General features: G+C 61.4%; 19 protein-coding genes. 10 read left to right on the forward strand and 9 right to left on the reverse strand.

The annotated features are described in order from the left end of the window. Positions 1 to 328 precede the first annotated feature (328 nt). The gene (locus tag AC1Q67_RS16875; RefSeq protein WP_492237143.1) at positions 329 to 1,240 is read right to left on the reverse strand and encodes an alpha/beta fold hydrolase; all 912 of its coding nucleotides are present in this window, start codon (positions 1,238 to 1,240) and stop codon (positions 329 to 331) included. Between the two features lie 177 nt (positions 1,241 to 1,417). Between AC1Q67_RS16875 and AC1Q67_RS16880 the strand changes: the two genes are divergently transcribed. The 9 genes from AC1Q67_RS16880 to AC1Q67_RS16920 all read left to right on the forward strand — a co-directional run bounded on the left by AC1Q67_RS16880 (position 1,418) and on the right by AC1Q67_RS16920 (position 9,159). Continuing rightward, entirely contained in the window at positions 1,418 to 1,807 is a 390-nt protein-coding gene (locus AC1Q67_RS16880; protein WP_024573865.1) for a hypothetical protein, read from the forward strand. Continuing rightward, positions 1,804 to 2,898, forward strand: a complete 1,095-nt coding sequence (locus tag AC1Q67_RS16885; protein WP_024573866.1) for a PHA/PHB synthase family protein — start codon at positions 1,804 to 1,806, stop codon at positions 2,896 to 2,898. The genes AC1Q67_RS16880 and AC1Q67_RS16885 overlap by 4 nt, the downstream gene beginning before the upstream one ends. Next, the gene (locus tag AC1Q67_RS16890) at positions 2,895 to 3,491 is read left to right on the forward strand and encodes a GNAT family N-acetyltransferase (RefSeq protein WP_492237142.1); all 597 of its coding nucleotides are present in this window, start codon (positions 2,895 to 2,897) and stop codon (positions 3,489 to 3,491) included. The genes AC1Q67_RS16885 and AC1Q67_RS16890 overlap by 4 nt, the downstream gene beginning before the upstream one ends. Before the next feature lie 162 nt (positions 3,492 to 3,653). Continuing rightward, positions 3,654 to 4,142, forward strand: coding sequence for a phasin (locus tag AC1Q67_RS16895; protein WP_024573868.1), 489 nt, complete (start codon positions 3,654 to 3,656; stop codon positions 4,140 to 4,142). 240 nt (positions 4,143 to 4,382) lie between these two features. Then, a complete protein-coding gene (locus tag AC1Q67_RS16900) occupies positions 4,383 to 5,672 on the forward strand; it encodes a DUF445 domain-containing protein (protein WP_492237141.1) in 1,290 nt (429 codons plus the stop codon). 203 nt (positions 5,673 to 5,875) lie between these two features. Then, positions 5,876 to 6,649: an esterase/lipase family protein gene (locus AC1Q67_RS16905; RefSeq protein ID WP_492237140.1), complete on the forward strand. Its 774-nt coding sequence runs from the start codon at positions 5,876 to 5,878 to the stop codon at positions 6,647 to 6,649. Between the two features lie 214 nt (positions 6,650 to 6,863). After that, complete coding sequence (gene cax / locus AC1Q67_RS16910) at positions 6,864 to 7,958, forward strand: calcium/proton exchanger (RefSeq protein WP_492237139.1); 1,095 nt, start codon at positions 6,864 to 6,866, stop codon at positions 7,956 to 7,958. A 48-nt stretch (positions 7,959 to 8,006) separates the two neighbouring features. Continuing rightward, on the forward strand, positions 8,007 to 8,447 hold the full coding sequence (locus AC1Q67_RS16915; RefSeq protein WP_492237138.1) for a potassium channel family protein: 441 nt from the start codon (positions 8,007 to 8,009) through the stop codon (positions 8,445 to 8,447). A gap of 244 nt (positions 8,448 to 8,691) precedes the next feature. Then, a complete protein-coding gene (locus tag AC1Q67_RS16920) occupies positions 8,692 to 9,159 on the forward strand; it encodes a cupin domain-containing protein (protein ID WP_492237137.1) in 468 nt (155 codons plus the stop codon). A gap of 106 nt (positions 9,160 to 9,265) precedes the next feature. Here AC1Q67_RS16920 and AC1Q67_RS16925 read toward each other — a convergent pair whose 3' ends face one another. From AC1Q67_RS16925 to trhO, 7 genes are all read right to left on the reverse strand, one after another. Next, positions 9,266 to 10,321, reverse strand: coding sequence for a branched-chain amino acid ABC transporter permease (locus AC1Q67_RS16925; protein ID WP_492237136.1), 1,056 nt, complete (start codon positions 10,319 to 10,321; stop codon positions 9,266 to 9,268). A 10-nt stretch (positions 10,322 to 10,331) separates the two neighbouring features. Continuing rightward, positions 10,332 to 11,354: a branched-chain amino acid ABC transporter permease gene (locus AC1Q67_RS16930; protein WP_492237135.1), complete on the reverse strand. Its 1,023-nt coding sequence runs from the start codon at positions 11,352 to 11,354 to the stop codon at positions 10,332 to 10,334. After that, positions 11,351 to 12,073 carry an ABC transporter ATP-binding protein gene (locus tag AC1Q67_RS16935; protein ID WP_492237134.1) on the reverse strand — a complete coding sequence of 241 codons (723 nt, stop codon included), beginning with the start codon at positions 12,071 to 12,073 and terminating at the stop codon, positions 11,351 to 11,353. Before AC1Q67_RS16935 ends, AC1Q67_RS16930 begins: the two co-directional genes overlap by 4 nt. After that, positions 12,070 to 12,837 (reverse strand): ABC transporter ATP-binding protein, encoded by a 768-nt coding sequence (locus AC1Q67_RS16940; protein WP_492237133.1) that lies wholly within the window; start codon positions 12,835 to 12,837, stop codon positions 12,070 to 12,072. The genes AC1Q67_RS16935 and AC1Q67_RS16940 overlap by 4 nt, the downstream gene beginning before the upstream one ends. Positions 12,838 to 13,029: 192 nt before the next feature. Further along, positions 13,030 to 14,211, reverse strand: a complete 1,182-nt coding sequence (locus tag AC1Q67_RS16945; protein ID WP_024573876.1) for a substrate-binding domain-containing protein — start codon at positions 14,209 to 14,211, stop codon at positions 13,030 to 13,032. A gap of 133 nt (positions 14,212 to 14,344) precedes the next feature. After that, positions 14,345 to 14,566 (reverse strand): SlyX family protein, encoded by a 222-nt coding sequence (locus AC1Q67_RS16950; protein WP_492237132.1) that lies wholly within the window; start codon positions 14,564 to 14,566, stop codon positions 14,345 to 14,347. Continuing rightward, on the reverse strand, positions 14,559 to 15,359 hold the full coding sequence (gene trhO, locus AC1Q67_RS16955; protein ID WP_492237131.1) for an oxygen-dependent tRNA uridine(34) hydroxylase TrhO: 801 nt from the start codon (positions 15,357 to 15,359) through the stop codon (positions 14,559 to 14,561). Before trhO ends, AC1Q67_RS16950 begins: the two co-directional genes overlap by 8 nt. A 244-nt stretch (positions 15,360 to 15,603) precedes the next feature. Here trhO and AC1Q67_RS16960 point away from each other — a divergent pair, with 244 nt between their 5' ends. Next, positions 15,604 to 17,958, forward strand: a complete 2,355-nt coding sequence (locus AC1Q67_RS16960) for an efflux RND transporter permease subunit (RefSeq protein ID WP_024573879.1) — start codon at positions 15,604 to 15,606, stop codon at positions 17,956 to 17,958. Between the two features lie 74 nt (positions 17,959 to 18,032). On the opposite strand, the gene AC1Q67_RS16965 is transcribed toward AC1Q67_RS16960, so the two are convergent. Continuing rightward, positions 18,033 to 18,536 carry a hypothetical protein gene (locus AC1Q67_RS16965; RefSeq protein ID WP_024573880.1) on the reverse strand — a complete coding sequence of 168 codons (504 nt, stop codon included), beginning with the start codon at positions 18,534 to 18,536 and terminating at the stop codon, positions 18,033 to 18,035. Positions 18,537 to 18,826 lie beyond the last annotated feature (290 nt).

The following is an 18,826-nucleotide window of genomic DNA, read 5'->3' on the forward strand; positions in this document are numbered from 1 at the left end:
GCAACGGGTGCGAACCGTGCGCGCAGGCGCCGCATCCTGCTCCGCTTCAAAGCGCCCTCGAGAAGCGCCCCTCACGACCAGGACCCAGCGAACGTAAGCGCGGTACGGAGCGCGGGGATACGTATCCCCATCACGAAATGTTTCGAGCCGCACGCCAGCAATGCTTTCCGCCGTCATTCCGGGGCGCGCGTTTGCGTGAGCCCGGAATCCATAGCCACTCAGGAGATCGTCGCAATCATGGATTCCGGGCCTGCGTCAAGCGGCGCATCCCGGAATGACTGAATTTGCTGTCTCGCGGAGGATGATCGGGATTGTGAGGACTGCGGACTTACTGCTTGCCCGACGCGCCCTGCGCATGATCGGCGATCGCGCCGATGATGGTCGGCCACATGGGAATCGGCAGCGCGTGCCCCATGCCGTCGATCAGCAGCAGCTTGGCGCCGGGAATGGATGCCGCCGTGTCCTTGCCGGCTTCCACCCGCACCAATGGATCGATGGTGCCGTGAATCACAAGCGTCGGTGCCTTGACCGACCGGAGCCGGTCTGTGCGATTGCCTGACGCAAGGATGGCGCGCAGTTGCCGGCCGACGCCTGCGGGATTGAGACCGCGCGCGTAGGTGCGCTCTGCGCGCTCGGCATCTTTCGCCTCGTCGAGCGGAAACGGCCCGCCGCGCAGGACTTTCCAGGTCGTGCCGAAACGTTCGATGTATTCCGCCTTGGTCTTTGGCGGCGGCGCGAGCAGGATGGCGGACGCTTCGCGGGTCGGCTGCGGCAATCTCGGGTTGCCGGTTGAAGACATGATCGAGGTCAGCGACAGCACCCGGCCCGGATACTGCATCGCGATTTCCTGCGCGATCATCCCGCCCATCGATGCGCCGACGATATGCGCCTTGCCGATGCCGAGCGCATCGAGCAGGCCGACGACGTCACGGGCCATGTCCCACAGCTTGTAGGGGGCTTCCGGCGCGATCTTGAAGATACGCAGTTTCAGCAACTCGATCGCGCGCAGGGGTTTGCCGCCGGACAGCTTGGTCGACTGACCGATGTCGCGGTTGTCAAAGCGGATGACACGGAAGCCGCGGCCGGCCAGATCCCGGCAGAATTCATCGTCCCAAAGGATCATCTGTGCGCCGAGGCCCATGATGAGGACCAGCGGTTCCGCGTCCGGCGCGCCGAAGATTTCGTAGCAAAGCTCGATTCCATTGGTCTTCGCCATCTGCGGTGGCTGGTGTGCGTTCACGTGTGCGTCCCTCGAGATAAACAAGGCTAAACCCTATCGCAGGCTTTTTGCGCCGTACAGGAGGCGGCGTGCGGCTTGATGGCGGGCCAATGTTGACCTCGGTCCCGCAACGGTATGGAATGGCTAAAAAAGGCAGGCCCAACGAGGCCTTGTTACCGCTTCGGGAGGGGCGCCAGAATGTCCGACAAGCCGAACGACCCGGTGCAGGTGTGGCACACCATGCTTGCCGAGATGGAGAAGGGTTTCAACGCCATGGCCAATCAGGTCATGGGTTCGGAACAGTTCAGCCGGGTTACGCATCAACTCACCGGGGCCTCGGTCGGTGCGCAAAAGACCGTCGGCGATCTGATGGAGCGTTACCTGGTCAGCATGAACCTGCCCAGCCGCGCGCAGATGGTCAGCATGGGCGAGCGGCTGCAATCGATCGAAAGTCAGTTGAACGAGATCAGGGCGCTGCTCAATCGCGTGCATGCCGACGTCGCGTCGCAGGGCAGCAACGGGCTGGCTATGCCAAGGCCTCCGCGAACCAAGCAGCCGCCGTCCGCGACCGGAGGAGGCACGCCATGAATGTCCAGACCAATGCGAACGCGATGCCGGATATCGCGCAGGTCGGCGAACGCATCCAGACCGAGGTCCAGCGCGCGATCCAGCGCAGCATCAAGGGCGTGGAATATTTCGCCTCGTCAGGTCCGGCGCTCGGCTCGACGCCGAAGGATATCATCCATTCCAAAGGCACGATGAATCTCTATCACTACCGGCCGCTGGCGGATGAGATCTATCGCATCCCGATCCTGATCGTGATGGCGACCACCAATCGTGGCTACATTCTCGACATGGTGCCCGGACAGAGCTTCATCGAATTCCTGCTCAAGAAGGGTTTCGATGTCTACATGCTCGACTGGACGGCGCCGCGCCCTGAGGAAAAATCGCTGCGGATGGAGGACTACGTTCTCGGCTTCATTCCGGATTGCATCCGGCGGGTGCAGGAAGACTCCGGTGAGACCGACGTCAATGTGATCGGCTATTGCTTCGGCGGTGTCCTGTCGCTGCTCTACGGCTCGATCTTCAACGATGGCCCGATGAAGAATCTGGTGTGCTTCACGACGCCGATCGATTTCCGGCAGATGAAGCTGTTTCAGAATTTTTCCGACCGGCGTTACTTCGACGTGGATAAACTGGTCGACAGCGTCGGCAACGTGCCGCCCGAGATGATCCTGTCATCGTTTGAAATGCTGCGGCCCGCGTCGCGCGCCGTGGGCCAGATCCAGCTCTGGGAAAACATCTGGAACGACGAGTTCGTCAAATCCTACCGGATGTTCGACCGCTGGGCGCAGGATACGCTGCCGCTGGCCGGCGAATATTTCCGGACCACCACAAAGGACCTGATGTGGGACAACAAGCTGTTCAACGGCACCATGACCGTTGGCGGACGTCCCGCGGACATTTCCAAGATTACGGTGCCGGTGCTGCATGCGGTCGCCGAGCACGATCACATCGTCCCCTATGACGCTGCGAAGCATCTGATCGCGAAGATCGGATCGACCGACAAGACCGAGATTATCCTCAAGGGCGGCCATGTCAGTCTCGTTGCCGGTGCGAACGCCATCAAGCGTCTCTGGCCCAAACTCGATTCCTGGTTAAGTGAGCGATCAACATGAACAGCACCGAAGTCCGTTCCTATCCGCGCCGCGTCATGACCGAGGTCGGTGAAATCGAGTTTCGCCATATGACGGCAGCGGACGAGGCGGCTGTCCTCGCGTTCGCGCAGAAGCTGCCGATCCATGACCTGCTGTTCATTCCGCGCAACATCAGTGAGCCGAAGGTGCTCTCGGCCTGGATCAAGGAGCTGGAGCGCGGCGGGCTGGTCAGCCTGCTGGCCGTGAAGGGGACTACGGTGGTGGGCTGCGGCACCATCGTCCGGGACCTGCTGTCATGGTCGCCGCATGTCGGCGAGATCCGCATGGTGGTGTCCAAGGATGTCCGCGGTCTTGGAGTAGGCCGCGCGCTGTCTCAGGAAACCTTCGCGCTGGCGTTGGGATCGGGACTGGAGAAGATCGTGGCCCAGATGACGGTCGATCAGACCGGGGCGATCGCCCTGTTCGAGAGTCTCGGCTTCAAGGCCGAGGCGCTGCTGCACGATCAGGTCAGGGACCTGGCTGGAAAGACCCACGATATCGTGGTCCTCGGCCATAATGTCTCCAAGGTTCGTGCCCAGCTCGAAGCCTACGGGGTTTCCGAAGCTGTGGGCTAAGTTACTGTAATCGCTTAAATTTAATTGTATCACGGGTTCGTGATGACGCATTGCAACATTCTTGTTGCAGTGCATCTAAGACTTTGGCATAACCACCTTGCCCCGGGCCATACCGGACGGGGATGAGCCCATAGCTCGCAACCCTGAGGATGGAGACAGACAATGACCAATTCTTTCAACACCGAGTCCGTGCTGAACACCGTGAAGACCGCTTTCGCGCCCGTCACCGACGCGCTGAAGAATTTCCCGAACGTGGAAGTTCCTGAAGCTGCTCGTGAGTTCGTGAAGAAGGCCGCCGGCACCGCCAAGGACCGTGCTGCTGAGATCCACACCGGTTCGGAGAAGGTGACCTCGGCGATCGAAACCGCTGTTGCCGGTTCGGTCAGCGAGACCGCGAAAATCTCCCGCAGCATCCAGCAGGCCGTTTACGAAGACGCGCAGGCGCTGTTCTCGGGCATCGACAAGCTGGCGTCGGCGAAGTCGCTGAACGAAGCCGTCACGATCCAGGGCGATCTGCTCCGCGCCCAGGGCGAAGTCGTGATGTCGCGCGCCAAGGCGACCACCGAATACTTCGGCAAGCTGATTGCCGACGGTGCGAAGACCGCGCAGGATAACTTCGCGAAGGTCGCGTCCTACACCAAGTCGGCCTGATCGTCCGGCCTCGACCACCTTACAATTCGACGATCAAAGGCCCGCTTCGAGCGGGCCTTTGTTTGCCGCGCACCGCCTTCCTTTGACGGGAGCGGGTCCGCGATGCAATGTCGGCTGAGCGGGATCGTGCAAGCATTTTCCGGCAAAGTGGAAGCCGGTTTGCGTCAAGAAAATGCTCTTCTAATAAGGAGGCGCGTATTCTGATCCCAAAACCGGTGCCCACTTTTGTGGAATACGCGTATGGCTGACAACGGAAAATTCGTGCTGGTCGCGGATACCGGCGACATCGCGCGCGCGGCGGAACTGCGCCGGGTCAAGATGCTCGCGACGCTGGTCCTCCTTGGCTGCGTCGTTGTGCTCGTTGTCGCGAAGGCGATGGAGCGCGTGCATCCGGGATTCGGATTTCTCGCAGCGTTCGCGGAGGCGGCGACGATCGGCGGGCTCGCGGACTGGTACGCAGTGGTTGCGCTGTTCCGGCGGCCGCTGGGATTGCCGATACCGCACACCGCCATCATCCAGCAAAACCAGCACCGGATCGCCGAAAAACTCGGCGAATTCATCGAGGTGCATTTCCTTAGTCCGGCGCCGGTCGATGCGAAGCTGCGCGAGGTCGATTTCGCCTCGTTCATTTCGGACTGGTTGACCGATCCGAAGAAGAGCTCGGATCTGGCGCGTTTCGTTCTGCGTCTTTTGCCGGAGGCGCTGGCCGCTGCGGAAACGTCGGGACTGAAATCGTATTTCACGCGCCGGATCGTGACGCAGTTGCAGACCGTCGATCTTGCGCCGCTGGCGGCGGGAACGCTGCGCGGCTTCATCGCCGAGGGACGCCACAAAGGCATGCTCGACGATCTGTTGCAGGCGATTCACGAGTCGATCAACAAGCCCGAGACGCTCGAGCTGATCCGGGAGAAAATCCGCAACGAACTTCCGACACTGCTGAAACTCTATCGTGCGGACAAGTTCCTGCTGAAGAGGGTTGCTGCGTCGGCCACATCGTTCTTTGAAGAAGTGCGTTCTGATCCCCAGCATCCGTTTCGCGGCGAGGTCGACCGCATCCTGCTGACGCTTCCCGACAAGCTGGCGAACGACAAGACGTATGCGGATCGTATCGACGGACTGAAGCGCGATCTGCTGGCGCGCCCGGAGCTTGCCGCGCTGACGCGTGACATCTGGGCCAGCGTCAAGGCGTTCATCGACAGGAGCGCCAGCGGCGAGAGCAACGTGCTGCAACATCACCTGACCAATGTGTTCCTGGAGGCGGGCAAACAACTCGCCACCGACAGCGAGATGCGCGCGGAGATCAACAAGGGAATTGTCGCGGTGCTGCGCAGCTTCATCGCCGATCAGAAGAGCGGCGTGTCACGCTTCATCGCCGATCAGGTCAAGTCGTGGGACATGAAACAGCTGATCAACCTGATCGAAATCAACATCGGGAAGGACCTGCAATACATCCGGTTCAATGGCGCGCTGATCGGTGGACTTGCGGGTCTTGCACTGCACACCGCGGAAGTGGTGGTCAAAACGCTCTGATTATCCAAGCGAAAATCCGGCCTGTCGGCAATTTGCAACACCTGTTTCAAACGCGCCGGAGGCGGCTTGAAATGCCGGAATTTGCCCAATAGCTTGAATCAATGTGCGTTGATTGGCGTGTTGCCGTGATTCGTTTCGTATATCGGAATTGATTTTGTCGCGCCGGCCGAAAGCCGGAAACGTACTGACAAGAAGGAAATCGAATGTCCGTTGCTGCCCAGACGCTTCGCCCGCCGTCCAGATTGCTGATGATGCTGGAGGCGCGCGCCATTAATGAATTCGGCGCATTCCTCGGCGCGCTTCCCCTGCTCAGCCTCGCGCCCAAGGGTGACGGTCATCCGGTGCTCGTGCTGCCGGGCCTGATCACCAGCGACACTGCGACGCGTCCGCTGCGCACGTTCCTCAAGAGCCGCGGCTATGCCGTGAGCGGCTGGGGACTTGGCCGCAACTTCGGTCCCCGCGCCGGCGTTCAAGATGCGATGCTCAATCTCCTGCAGGATCTCAACGAGACCCATGGCCGCAAGGTGAGCCTTGTGGGATGGAGCCTCGGTGGCATCTACGCGCGCCAGCTTGCGAAGATGATGCCTGACCGCGTGCGCTCGGTCATCACCCTCGGCAGCCCGTTCGCAGGCAATCCAAGGGCGACGAACGCATGGCGCACGTATGAGACCGTCAGCGGACGCCGTGCGGATCATCATGACCCGGAGTTCGGCGGCGAGATGGCGAAGACGCCGCCTGTGCCGACCACGGCGATCTTCAGCCGCACCGACGGGATCTGCGCGTGGCAGAGCTGCATCGAGCAGCCCGGCACGTATGCCGAGAACATCGAGGTGCAGGGCGCCAGCCATTGCGGCATGGGGCACCATCCGGCGATCGTTTACGCCGTCGCCGATCGTCTTGCGCAGGCGGAAGGCGAATGGAAGCCGTTCGATCGCAGCGGCTGGCGGAGCATGGTTTATCCAGATCCGGCGCGCTGACCTTTAGCTGGCATGACTGAGGCTCCGGTTTCGGAGCCTCGGTTATGTCGGCCATTGCCTGGAATCGCTTCCGCTTTTTGCACTATTGCGGATATTGTTGAACTCGCCGCTGGCTCGACCCAGCCGCGAATGGCCTGAAGCAGATAGTTGCACGCGAAGCGCGGCTGGCCGCAAAAAAAGGAATTGCGAACGGTCCATTTCTTTCTGGGGCATCATGAATCCCTTGCTTAAAGAGATCCGTCACAACCCCTTGCTCTGGTTGCTGGGCTTCGTGCCCGCGCTGTTCGTCGCTCAGAAGGTCAAGCCGGAAGCGCATACGCTGCTTTTTGTGCTGTCCGTCCTGGCCGTTATCCCATTGGCTACGCTGCTGAGTCACGCCACCGAATCCGTCGCGGCCAAAACGGGCGATGCAGCCGGTGGCCTGCTCAATGCCACGCTTGGCAACCTGACTGAAATGGTTATCGCGCTGGCCGCGCTGCGCGCGGGGCAATACACCCTGGTGAAGGCATCCATAGCAGGCGCCATTGTCGCCAACACGTTGTTCATGCTGGGTGCGTCGTTCCTCCTCGGCGGTCTCAAGCACCACGTGCAGGAATACAATAAAGCGAGCGCCCGTCTGCAGGCGGGTCTGCTGTTTCTGGCCACGATCGCAATACTGATTCCTTCCGTGGTCACGGAAGTCGATTCCGTGACCGATACGGCGTTCATCGCAACATTGAGCGTCTGTCTGTCCGTGCTGCTCATCATCGTCTACGGACTGGGCCTGTTGTTCTCGCTCAAGACCCATCGCGATTATTTCGGCGGTGCGGAGCATGCGGAGGCTGGCGAATTGCCATGGCCATTGGGCGTGGCGTTGGCCACGCTGGCCGGCGTCACCGTACTGATCGCGCTGGTGAGCGAGGTGTTCGTCGAGTCGGTGCAGCACGCCGCGGTGACGTTCGGGATGACACCAGCGTTCGTGGGGTTCATTGTGGTGGCACTGGTGGGAGGCTCCGCCGAGATGGCTTCGGCGTTTTCCGGTGCGCGCAAAAACCGATTGGATCTGAGCGTCGGCATTGCACTGGGAAGCGCATCCCAAATCGCACTCTTCGTTGCCCCGATGCTGGTACTTTTCAGTTATGTCATCGGCCCTGCGCCGATGAACCTGCAATTCTGGCCGGGCGCGGTGGTCATGATGCTCATCGCTGCCATGGCGGCGTTCATGGTGACCAACAGCGGGCGGTCGGCATGGTTTATCGGAGTGCTTGTATTGATGGTGTATCTGATTTTCGCCGTGACGCTTTACCTGTTGCCGCCTCGGCTACAGTGAAAGGACCGTGCTTCGAAACAGCTTGAGATTGCCCCCGGAGCGATCTGCATGTTGCGCCAGATTATTGTTAGCGTTGCCGTCAGTCTCGGCAACATTGCGATTCATGCGATCGTGATGACGGCCGTACTGTGGGCCGCGCGTATCGCAAGCGGGCGTGCAACGTCCTATCAGCCGCTTCGACGGATCGCGGTGATGACTGCGGCCGTCTCGGTCCTGATGGCCGCGCATATTGCCGAGGTCATCGTCTGGTCATTTGCTTACGCGATCCTGGGTGTTGCGCCCCCTGGCACGGATCTCCTTTATTTCGCCTTCGTAAATTACACCACGCTTGGCTATGGCGACGTGACCCCGCTGCAGCAATGGCGCTTGCTTGGGCCAATGACAGCGATGAACGGGGTGCTGTTGTTTGGCTGGTCGACGGCTGTCATTTACGCGGTGCTATCGAAAACAATCATAACAACCGGGACCGAAGAGGAACTGCGGCTGTGAGTGCATCCGCTGAGGTGTCATGGCGGCGGCTTGCCACTCCCACCGGGCTTTCTTCCCGCGCAGCTTGATCGCGCTGGATATGCCGGTCCCGGGAACCGCCACCAGGCGGTGTCCCGAAGGATGTGCTTTTGGTTTCTCATAATCCTATCGGGTGCTGGCATTCATGCCGGGCGCGGACTATGTGCGTCAGGCTGGTGGGGGGCCTGCGCACGTTGATGCGCGGCAACACGTCAGGAGGAATGCCATGAAGCGCGTCTCTCTGATCGCTGCACTGTCGCTGATCGTTCTGCTTCTGCTTCCCGCCATCGCGGCCGACGACCACGCTGTTGTGTCCCCTGATCAACTGAAATGGGAGCCGGCGCCGCCGGCTTTCCCGAAAGTTGCACAGGTCGCCGTGCTAAGCGGCGATCCGGCGAAGGAAGGACTTTATGTCGTTCGGGTGAAGGTACCTGCCGGATACAAGGTGCCCCCGCATACACATCCGAACGATGAGAATGTCACCGTCATCTCGGGGACGTTCAACATTGGAATGGGTGGCACGTTCAATGATAAGAATGGCAGCGCTCTCAAGGCTGGAGGTTTTGCGCTCGCCCGGAAAGGCATGCAGCATTATGCGTGGTTCACCGAGGACAGCATCATCCAGTTGCACGGGATGGGGCCGCAGGCGATCACGTATGTCAATCCGGCCGATGATCCGCGCAAAGGCAATTAGAACCTGAGCTAGCCGAGAGCCTGAATCATGATCTCGGGTGAAGAGTTCAGCGGTTAGGACAAACGGATTGAAATCGTCGTGGCCGGGCTTGCCCGGCCATTTTGTGTCAGCTCTTCCCGCGCAACTTGCCGACAACCCCGGTCGGGAAGAAGTACACACTGGCGATGAACAGCAGTCCGAGCCACAGCAGCCAGCGGTCGGGATGCAGCAGGGCAGGCAGCACGGGAATGCCAGCGCCCGCGGTTGCCTTCGAGGCCGCGCCCATCAGCGCCTGAAGATAGTTTTCAGCGAGAATGAAAATCGCCGCGCCGATGATCGCGCCGTACATCGTGCCCATGCCCCCGATCACCACCATCAGCAGAATGTCGATCATGATCGTGAAGGAGAGTGTCTCCGGTCCCGCATAGCGCAGCCACAGGGCATTCAGGACGCCGGCGCAGGCCGCGACAAGGGCGGCGATGACGTTGGCCCATGTCAGGTGAAACACGGTTCGATAGCCGAGGGCCTCGGCACGGAAACGGTTCTCTCGCACGGCTTGCAGCGCGCGGCCGAACGGCGAATTCACGATCCGAAGCAGCGTGAGGATCAGCGCAGCCGCGACCACGAAGACAATGTAGTAGGTCAGCGTGCGGCCGTTGAATTCAAACCCGAAGACTTCTTTCGGAATGATCACGGTGCCGGGACGGAGCAACTCCGGCAGACGGAAGCTGCGGCCGTCGTCGCCGCCGGTCAGCCACGACAGTTGCGAGGCCAACACCTGAAAGGCTGAGGCAACCGCCAGCGTGATCATCGCAAAGAAGATCGCCTGCACGCGCAGCGAGAACAGCCCGATGCCGAGCGCGAGCAGCGCGGCGAGCGGCAGGCCGATGACAATGCCGGTGGCGACGCCCGCCCATGTCGGGCCCATGGCGTAGAGCGCAATCGCGATACCGTAGCTGCCAATGCCGTAGAACATGGTGTGCGCGAACGACACCGTGCCGGTGTAACCGAGCAGCAGATCGTAGGACGCGACCAGCAGCGCGAAGATGCAGATCTTGGTCGCGACATTCATCGCCTTCGCGCCGGGGAACAGGAACGGCGCCAGCGCAAGCAGCGTCACGATGACGATGAGCAGAAGGCTGAGAACGCGGCTGCGCGGCGGATCGCCGGAAAGGATCATCATCTGCAAATCTTTATCTGTTGGTCACCGGATAGAGTCCGCGCGGCCGCCACATCAGGATCGCCACCATCAGCAGGATGTTCGAGATCAGCGCCAGCTTCGGCACCAGGAAGCCGCCATAGTTCGCGACCATGGCGACCAGAATCGCACCGACGAAGCATCCGCCGATGGAGCCGAGGCCGCCGATGATGATGACGATGAACACAAGAACGGTCAGTTCGCCGCCGATGGAGGCGTGAACTTCCTCGCGATAGAGCGCCCACATGATGCCGCCGAGACCGGCGAGCGCCGAGCCCACCATGAACACGCCAAGGAACAGCCGCTTGATGCGATAGCCCAGCGCCTCGACCATTTCGCGGTTTTCGACACCGGCGCGGATCAGCAGACCGATCTTGGTGCGGTTCAGCACCAGCAGCACGAGACCGAACACCACAAGGCCGACGACCATCGCCAGCACGCGGTATTTGGCGATGGCGATGTCGCCGAGGATGAAGGAGCCGCGGAGCGAGGCCGGCAGCGGCAGCGGAATGCGCTCCGGCCCCCACAGCGCGTAGAGCAGTTGCTCGGCCACGATCAGCCCGCCCATGGTGATCAGGATCTGCTTGAGGTGGTTGCCGTAGACGGGAAGGATCAGCACCCGTTCGAAGACGAGGCCGAGCGCGCCCGACACCGCCATCGCCAGCAGCGCGGCAGGAGCCAGCGCGAGCAAATTAAGCCACAGCGAGTCGGCCTGGACGTATCCGGCCATCGGCGCCAGCACCAGCGTCGCGACATAGGCGCCGACCGCGATGAATGCGCCGTGGCCGAAGTTCAGGACGTCCATCAGGCCGAACACCAGCGTCAGGCCCGAAGCCATGATGAAGATCATCATGCCCATGGCGAGGCTTGCGATGGTCAGCGTCACCCAGGTGCTGCCCGATCCGACGAAGGGGATCATGACGAGCGCGAGTGCGACCGGCAGCAGCAGCGGGATGAAATCGCGATTGGCTTGCGGCAGCGGCTCTACGGTCGCCGGGGTCGTCGTCGTGTCGGTCATTGATGCGCCTCGAGGCTGAGACCCAGCAGCTTTTCCTGCAACGATGTATCCTTGGCGAGTTCGGCCATGGCGCCGCGATGCACGATCTTGCCGTTGTCCATCACCAGCACGCTGTCGCCGACTTCCTGCGCCACGCGGAAATTCTGCTCTACCAGCAGGACGGTCGCGCCGCGCTTCTTCACCTCGGCGAGGCATTCGATCAGGTTGACGACGATGGCGGGCGCGAGACCCTTGGTCGGCTCGTCGATCAGGAGCAGCTTGCGCGGCTCGACGATGGCACGGGCGATGGACAGCATCTGCTTCTGCCCGCCGGACAGCGATCCCGCGCGCGACAGCCAGAAGCGTTTCAGTGCCGGGAAGAATCCGAAGATCCATTGCAGGCGCGTGTCGTCGAGCGGACCTTCGCGTGCCGCAAGGATCAGGTTTTCCTTGACGGTCAGGTCCGAGAACACGGACATGGTTTCCGGCACATAGCCGACGCCGAGACCGGCGATGTCCGGTGTGGATTTCTTTTCGATATTCTGGCCCGCCAGAACGATCTGGCCGGAGGAGGGCGGCGACAGTCCCATGATGGTGCGCAGCGTCGTGGTCTTGCCCGCGCCGTTGCGGCCGAGCAGCATGGTGATCTGGCCTTCCGGCACATTGAGATCGACGCCATGCAGGATGTGATACTGCGCAATGTGGGTGTGGACACCGTCAAGCTTCAGCATGTCGCTCATGCGGCGGTCTTTCCGGGCGCGATGCCGAGATAGGCTTCCTGCACGATCGGCGAGGCGATCACCTCGGCAGGCTTGCCGTCGGCCACAAGTTGTCCGTTGTGCAGGACGATGATGCGGTCGGCGAGCGAGCGCACCACGTCCATCTTGTGCTCGACAAGAAGAATGATCTTGCTGGTGTCCTGCTTCAGCCGCGCGATCAGATCGAGCACGACGGGCACCTCGTCGACGCTCATGCCTGCGGTGGGCTCGTCGAACATGAACACCTTCGGCTCCAGCGCCATCATCAGCGCGACTTCCAGCTTGCGCTGATCGCCATGCGAGAGTGCAGCTGCGGCAACCGCGCGGCGATTGCCGAGGGCGATGGAGTCGAGAATGCCGTCGGCGCGCTCGATCAGATCGCGGCGCTTCATCCACGGGCGCAGCATTTCGTAATGCACGCCGCCGGCCGCCTGTACGGCGAGGCGGACGTTTTCCTCGACGCTCAGGTTCGGAAACAGATTGGTGAGCTGGAACGCACGGCCGAGGCCCTTGCGGGTGCGCAGCGGCGCGGACAGGCGGGTGATGTCTTCGCCCGCAAGCAGCACATCTCCGGCGGTCGGACGGAGCTGTCCGGAGATCAGGTTGAAATAAGTGGTCTTGCCGGCGCCGTTCGGCCCGACAATGGCAGTGAGTTCGCCCGGACGAAACGTGCAACTCACCTTGTTGACGGCAACATGGCCGCCGAAACGGATGGTCAGGTCACGGGTCTCAAGGGTGAGGGACATGCAGCCATCATCAAGTTGTCGTCCCCGCGAAAGCCGGGACCCATACTCCATGAGTATGGTTCTCCTACGGTGGGCTTCAACAGCATATTGCGGTGATGGGTCCCCGCTTTCGCGGGGACGACATTGAATGTGGAGCAGCGTCTGCGCTCGGTCTCCGACCTCTCCCCGCAAGCGGGGAGAGGTGAGAGAGTCTTACCGCTTGTTCTTGATCGGGATGGTCATGTCCTCGATCTTGAGCTCGCGGACCAGTTCGTTGTCGGCCCATGCGAGGTTCGGATCGACCTTAACCTTGAAGTGATACATGCTTTGCAGCGCCTGATGGTCTTCCTTGCGGAACCTCATCTTGCCCTTGGGCGTATCGAACTCCATGCCTTCCATCGCCGCGATCAGTTTCTCGGTGTCGGTCGACTTCGCCTTTTGCACGGCAGTCACGGCCGCCATCGCCGCAGCGAAACCGCCCGCGGTGAAGAAGTCCGGCGGCGCGTTGAACCGCTTCTGGTGCTCGGTCACGAGCCAGTCGTTGATCGGGTTCTTTGGAATGGCGTAGTAGTAATAGGTCGCGCCTTCGAGGCCCGGCAGGCGCTTGTAGGCCGCCAGCGCCGGCAGGATGTTGCCGCCGCTCGACAGCTCGATGTTGTAGCGCTTCGGGTCCATGTCCTGGATCTTGGTCAGCGGATCGCCGCCGCCGGCCCAGATCACCCAGATGATCTTGCGGCCCGGCTTGTCCTTCAGCGCATCGAACAGGCGCTGGGCTGCCGCGGTAAAGTCGGTCGTAGCTGCCGGGACATATTCTTCCGCTGCCAATGTCGCACCGGTCTTGCCGAGTGCTTCCTTGAACGCGGCGACGCCGTCCTTGCCGAACGCGTTGTCCTGACCGAGCGTGGCGACAGTGACGCCCTGCTTGCCGATGGCGACCGCGTTCGAGATCGCGTCCTGCGACGAGTTGCGGCCGGTGCGGAAGATGTAGCGATTCCACTTCTCGCCGGTGATGGCGTCGGCAACCGCCGGCTCGACGATCAGCACCTTCTTGTTTTCCTCGGCGATCGGCAGCATGGCCAGCGCCGCGCCAGAGGCGGTGGTGCCGATGGCGAGATCGACCTTGTCGTCCTGATAGGCTTCGGCCAGCGCCGCCTTGGCGAGGTCCGGCTTGCCCTGGTCGTCCTTGGTGATCAGGACGATCTTGCGGCCGTCGACCGTCATGGTGTTCTTGGTGGCGTATTCCAGACCCATGCGCAGGCCGTTTTCGGTCTGCTTGGCATAGGCTTCCAGCGGTCCGGTTTTACCGTAGATCAGCGCGATCTTGAGATCGTCGGCTGCCGCCGGTGCTGCAGCCAGTGCGGCCGCCACGCCAGCGAGAATTGCAATTTTACGCATTATTGTCCTCCCCAGTTTCCTCAAGGCCGGACCATACATATCCCGCATGGAATTACCAATTTTTTTGCCGGTGCTTCAGTGCCCTGCACATTAAATGCGCTGGCGGCACGGGTGGGCCCAGCCGCCACTGGTGTTAATAATGAGGGGGTGGCTGATCGGGCGGGGAGCCCGTCTCCGATTTCATCTCGGCGTCATCAAGCCGCTCGCGCAGGGCCAGCATCTCCCGGCTCAGGGCGTCGATCTGCTTCCATTGCGCGGTAATGGTGCTGTTCAGGGTCTCGATGGTCTCGTCGAGATACGCGATGCGGATTTCCAGCGCATCAATGCGTGAAGCGGGCGAGGCGGGTTCAGTCATCGGCTTGCTCGCTCATGTCGATCTCGGTGGCGTCGGTGTGGTCCGCGCCGTCTCCGCGCAGGACCTGACGTTCGCTGAGCCCGTGACCGAGCGCGATGCGCTGGTCGAAGACGAAACATTCGCCGCGCCACAGGCTTTGCGCTTCGGGAATCTCCTCGAGATATTTCAGGATGCCGCCCTTGAGGTGATAGACCTCCTCGAAACCCTGCGACAGCAGGTAGGAGCTGGCCTTCTCGCAGCGAATTCCGCCGGTGCAGAACATCGCTATTTTCTTGTGCTTGCCGGGATCGAGCGTCCGGCCGGCGAAGTCCGGAAATTCGCCAAAGCGGGTGATCTTCGGATCGACGGCGCCCTCGAATGTCCCCATCTCGACCTCGAAGCCGTTGCGGGTGTCGAGCAGCAGCACGTCGTCCTGTTTGATGAGCGCGTTCCAGTCGGCGGCATCGACATAGATGCCGACCCTCGCGTTGGGGTCGGTTTCGGGATCGCCGAGCCGGACGATCTCTTTTTTCAGCCGGACTTTCATCCGGTTGAACGGCATCTCGTTCGCGGTGGAGAATTTCAGTTCCAGATTGTCGAGCCGGCCGTTGAACAGCGCACCGTTCTGCAACTGGTTTATCAGGGCGTCGATGGAAGCCTCGCGGCCCGCAACCGTCCCGTTGATGCCCTCGGCGGCGAGGAGAATGATCCCCCTGATATCGAGAGCCACGCACATGTTGCGCAGGGGCTCCCTCAGATTCTCGAAATCGGGGAGCGCGATGAACTGATAAAAAGCAGCGACCTTGTATGACATGGCGGGGGTTATATCAGGACCGGGCGGGGCGCAAAAACCGGTATTCGGCTCGGTTTCCGCATGGATATGACGAGCCAGTTTGCCGCATTTTGGGGCAAATTTGGCCCCATGGCGGGTGTTGCATTCCTGTCATGGCGGGGCGCGTCAAGAGCGCGCGGTGGAAATAAAGCGGACTTGCGAACCACCACGCCGGGGAAATCTGCTAGACAAAACGTCGGCTTACCTTCGAATCGGAACCGTCCCGTTGCATCAGATTTCAAAAGAGCCCGCTCACAGCGATTCCGGAAAAAAACACTTCAGCATTGCGTTCGGCCTGGAACGGATCGGGCTGATTGCGCTGCGCGCGCCCCGTACGGCGGCGGTCATCCTGCTCGCGCTGTGCGTGGTCGCGGTGTTCGGCATCCAGCGCATCAAGATCGACGACTCGCTGAGCCAGCTGTTCCGCTCCGACACCCCCGAATACAAGCAGTACGAAGAGGTCACCAAGCGCTTCCCGTCCAGCGAATACGATGTGCTGGTGGTGGTGGAAGGAAAGTCGCTGCTGGAGCGCGCCTCGCTCGAAAAGTTGCGCGATCTGGTCACCGATCTGCAACTCGTCGACGGGACGCGCGGCATCATCTCGCTGTTCTCCGCCCGGCAGCCGCCCGAGGGCGGACGGCTTCCCGCAGCCCTGTTTCCTGAAACGCTGCCGGAGGGCGCCGCATATGATGCCTTCATCAAGCGCGTAAAGGAAAACGAAGTCATCAAGGGTAAACTGCTGTCGGACGACGGCACGCTTGCGCTGATCGTGCTGGCGCTGGACCCGAAGATCGTCGGCAACAAGGGTCTCAACGCCACCATCGGTGAAGTCCGCAAGCTGATGACCGAAGACCTCGCGGATACCGGGCTCAGCAGCCAGTTGTCCGGTGTGCCGGTCATGCAGCTCGAAATCCGCAACGCGGTCGAGCGGGACGGTCTGACCTACAACATCGCGGGCATTCTGGCCGGCTGTATCATCGCGATCATCTTCTTCCGTCGCGTTTCGTTCATGATCGTCGCGGCATTTCCGCCGCTGCTGGCGATCCTGCTGTCGATCGGCACGCTGGGCTGGCTCGGCTTCAGCCTCAACATGTTCCTGAACGTGATGACGCCGCTGATCATGGTGATCAGTTTCGCCGACTCGATGCAGCTCACTTTCGCCGCGCGCGACCGGCTGATTGCGGGTGAGGACAAGTACACGGCGTTTCGTAATGCCGTGCTGGTGGTCGGACCGGCCTGCGTGCTGACCCACGGCACGGCGGCGCTGTCGTTCCTTGCCCTGCAGTTTTCCGACTCCGACCTGATCCGCACTTTCGGCGAAGCCGGATTGATGGCGACGATCATCGCGCTGATTGCCGTGCTGTCGCTGGTGCCGGTGTTCGGCGTTCTGCTGGTCCGGAAAGAGAATCTGCTCGCGACCAAGATCAAGGGCGCAGACCGGGGCGTGGAAGCGCTGCGCGCGTTCTGCGCGTGGATCGCCAAGCGCATGGTCGGTCACCCCGGTCTTTTCAGCCTGATTGCACTGGTCGTGGTCGTTGGTCTCGGCATCATCTACGCGAGCCTTGAGCCCAGATATCGGCTGGCCGATCAGGTGCCGGACAAGCAGCAGGCCGTCGAAGCCTCAAGCCGTCTCGATGCCAAGCTGACCGGCGCCAACCCGATCGACGTGCTGATCGAGTTTCCGAAGGGCAAGTCGCTCTACGATCAGGAAACGCTCGATACCATCGCCGCCGTTCACTCGATCATCGAGAAGCAGGCGGGAGTCGGCAACGTCTGGTCGATCGAGACGCTGCGCCGCTGGCTGGCGGAAAAGGCCGGCCGTTCGGACGTGGCGATCCTGAAAGAGTACGTTGACCTGTTGCCGGCCTATCTGGTCCGGCGCTTCATTTCCGAGCAGCAGGACGCGGTCGTGGTATCGGGGCGCGTGCCTGATCTCGACTCGAGCCAGATTCTGCCGACGGTCGAGAAGCTCGACGCCGCGATGGGCGCGGTCCGCAGCGCTCACCCCGGTTACAATATCGCGGTGACCGGTCTGTCGGCCATCGCCGCGCGCAACAGCGCCAGCATGATCGGCAAGCTCAATCATGGCCTGACCATCGAGTTTATTCTGGTGGCGGCCTTTATCGGTCTGGCGTTCCGCTCGGTGGTCGTGATGTTCGCGAGCATCCTGCCCGGTATTTTCCCGGTGGTTCTCTCGGGCACCGTGTTGTGGTTTCTGGGCGAGGGGCTGCAATTCGCCAGTGTGGTCGCGTTGACGGTGTCGTTCGGGTTGGGATTGAGTGCGACAATTCACTTCCTCAACCGCTTGCGGCTTGAAGAAAAGCCGGGTGTCGACGAGGCGCAGGCGGTCGAACGCGCCACGGTTCTGGTCGGCCCGGCCTTGATCCTGACCACGGTGGTGCTGGCCTGCGGATTGGTTGTGACGGTGTTTTCCGATCTGCCGTCGCTGCGCCTGTTCGGATGGCTCAGCGCCTTCGCCATGATCGCGGCGCTGATCGCCGATCTCTTCATTTTGCGGCCGACGGCGATGTGGCTGATCAGCACGTCTCACCGCATCAAGGCGGCATGGGGCAGGAAGTAGGCGAGACGCCCCTCGATTCCAGACAGCAAAAGGCCCGCCGATCATCATCGGCGGGCCTTTTTAAATTCCGCGCTTTAGTTGCTCTTCGCGAGGCTGATGGTCACGCCGCGCAGCTCGCCCTTGGAACTGATGTTGACCGACTGTCGGTTGCCGCGCGTCACCACGTTGAAGGTCGCTGCATAGCCGTTGGTCTGGACCAGTGCGGTGACCTGACCGTTCGCGATGCTGCCCTCGACGCTGCCGTTGACGCCGCGGCTGGCTTCGCTCCAGGAGCCTGTGATATTGCCGCCCCGTGCTGCGATGTCGCTGGTCAGTTCGAACTTGTAGCTGTCACTGGCGCAGCGGAGCACCTGGTGCAGGTTGTTGCCGCTACCGTCCACCGTATAGGTGCCGCGGCAGCGGATACGCTCGGTACCGCCTTCGGCGATGGTAATCGTGCCGTTGCCGGACCAGTTGCCTGCATAATTGGCAAATGGCGCGGGCTCGGCTTGTGCGAGCGCGGGAGCCATCAGGAATGCGGCGGCCAGGGCGGCACCGCGGAAACCACGAAAATCAAAACACGACACCGGGAAAGACATCTCTAAACACCATCGTTAGCGGGCGATAAGTATTTGTCGCTCATACCACGCTTTGGTTCACTGGAAAATGTGGCGCGGTGCACCAAAACGAGAAAATAGCGGTGCCGGGCTGCATGTAAGTCTTGTGACATCGGCTCGTCAGGCTGCGTTCGGCGCTTTTCGGGTGTTCCGCGCGCTGCGGTGCAATGATCGGATGTTTGGGATATTTCCTCCCTGGAGCGGTAGACAATCTCGTTTTTCGGACTTCTAATCCTGTCCAAGGCCGGCGGAAAAAAGCACGGCCATTTGGG

It is taken from the genome of Afipia sp. GW823-FHT06G09, from assembly GCF_058794875.1.

Coding starts and splice junctions, on each gene's coding strand:
- AC1Q67_RS16930 (WP_492237135.1), bottom strand. CDS start 11,354: ATGACCGACACGACGACGACCCCGGCGACCGTAGAGCCGCTGCCGCAA.
- AC1Q67_RS16945 (WP_024573876.1), bottom strand. CDS start 14,211: ATGCGTAAAATTGCAATTCTCGCTGGCGTGGCGGCCGCACTGGCTGCA.
- AC1Q67_RS16885 (WP_024573866.1), top strand. CDS start 1,804: ATGAATGTCCAGACCAATGCGAACGCGATGCCGGATATCGCGCAGGTC.
- trhO (WP_492237131.1), bottom strand. CDS start 15,359: ATGTCATACAAGGTCGCTGCTTTTTATCAGTTCATCGCGCTCCCCGAT.
- AC1Q67_RS16940 (WP_492237133.1), bottom strand. CDS start 12,837: ATGTCCCTCACCCTTGAGACCCGTGACCTGACCATCCGTTTCGGCGGC.
- AC1Q67_RS16965 (WP_024573880.1), bottom strand. CDS start 18,536: ATGTCTTTCCCGGTGTCGTGTTTTGATTTTCGTGGTTTCCGCGGTGCC.
- AC1Q67_RS16900 (WP_492237141.1), top strand. CDS start 4,383: ATGGCTGACAACGGAAAATTCGTGCTGGTCGCGGATACCGGCGACATC.
- AC1Q67_RS16935 (WP_492237134.1), bottom strand. CDS start 12,073: ATGAGCGACATGCTGAAGCTTGACGGTGTCCACACCCACATTGCGCAG.
- AC1Q67_RS16920 (WP_492237137.1), top strand. CDS start 8,692: ATGAAGCGCGTCTCTCTGATCGCTGCACTGTCGCTGATCGTTCTGCTT.
- AC1Q67_RS16895 (WP_024573868.1), top strand. CDS start 3,654: ATGACCAATTCTTTCAACACCGAGTCCGTGCTGAACACCGTGAAGACC.
- AC1Q67_RS16950 (WP_492237132.1), bottom strand. CDS start 14,566: ATGACTGAACCCGCCTCGCCCGCTTCACGCATTGATGCGCTGGAAATC.
- AC1Q67_RS16925 (WP_492237136.1), bottom strand. CDS start 10,321: ATGATGATCCTTTCCGGCGATCCGCCGCGCAGCCGCGTTCTCAGCCTT.
- AC1Q67_RS16880 (WP_024573865.1), top strand. CDS start 1,418: ATGTCCGACAAGCCGAACGACCCGGTGCAGGTGTGGCACACCATGCTT.
- AC1Q67_RS16905 (WP_492237140.1), top strand. CDS start 5,876: ATGTCCGTTGCTGCCCAGACGCTTCGCCCGCCGTCCAGATTGCTGATG.
- cax (WP_492237139.1), top strand. CDS start 6,864: ATGAATCCCTTGCTTAAAGAGATCCGTCACAACCCCTTGCTCTGGTTG.
- AC1Q67_RS16890 (WP_492237142.1), top strand. CDS start 2,895: ATGAACAGCACCGAAGTCCGTTCCTATCCGCGCCGCGTCATGACCGAG.
- AC1Q67_RS16915 (WP_492237138.1), top strand. CDS start 8,007: ATGTTGCGCCAGATTATTGTTAGCGTTGCCGTCAGTCTCGGCAACATT.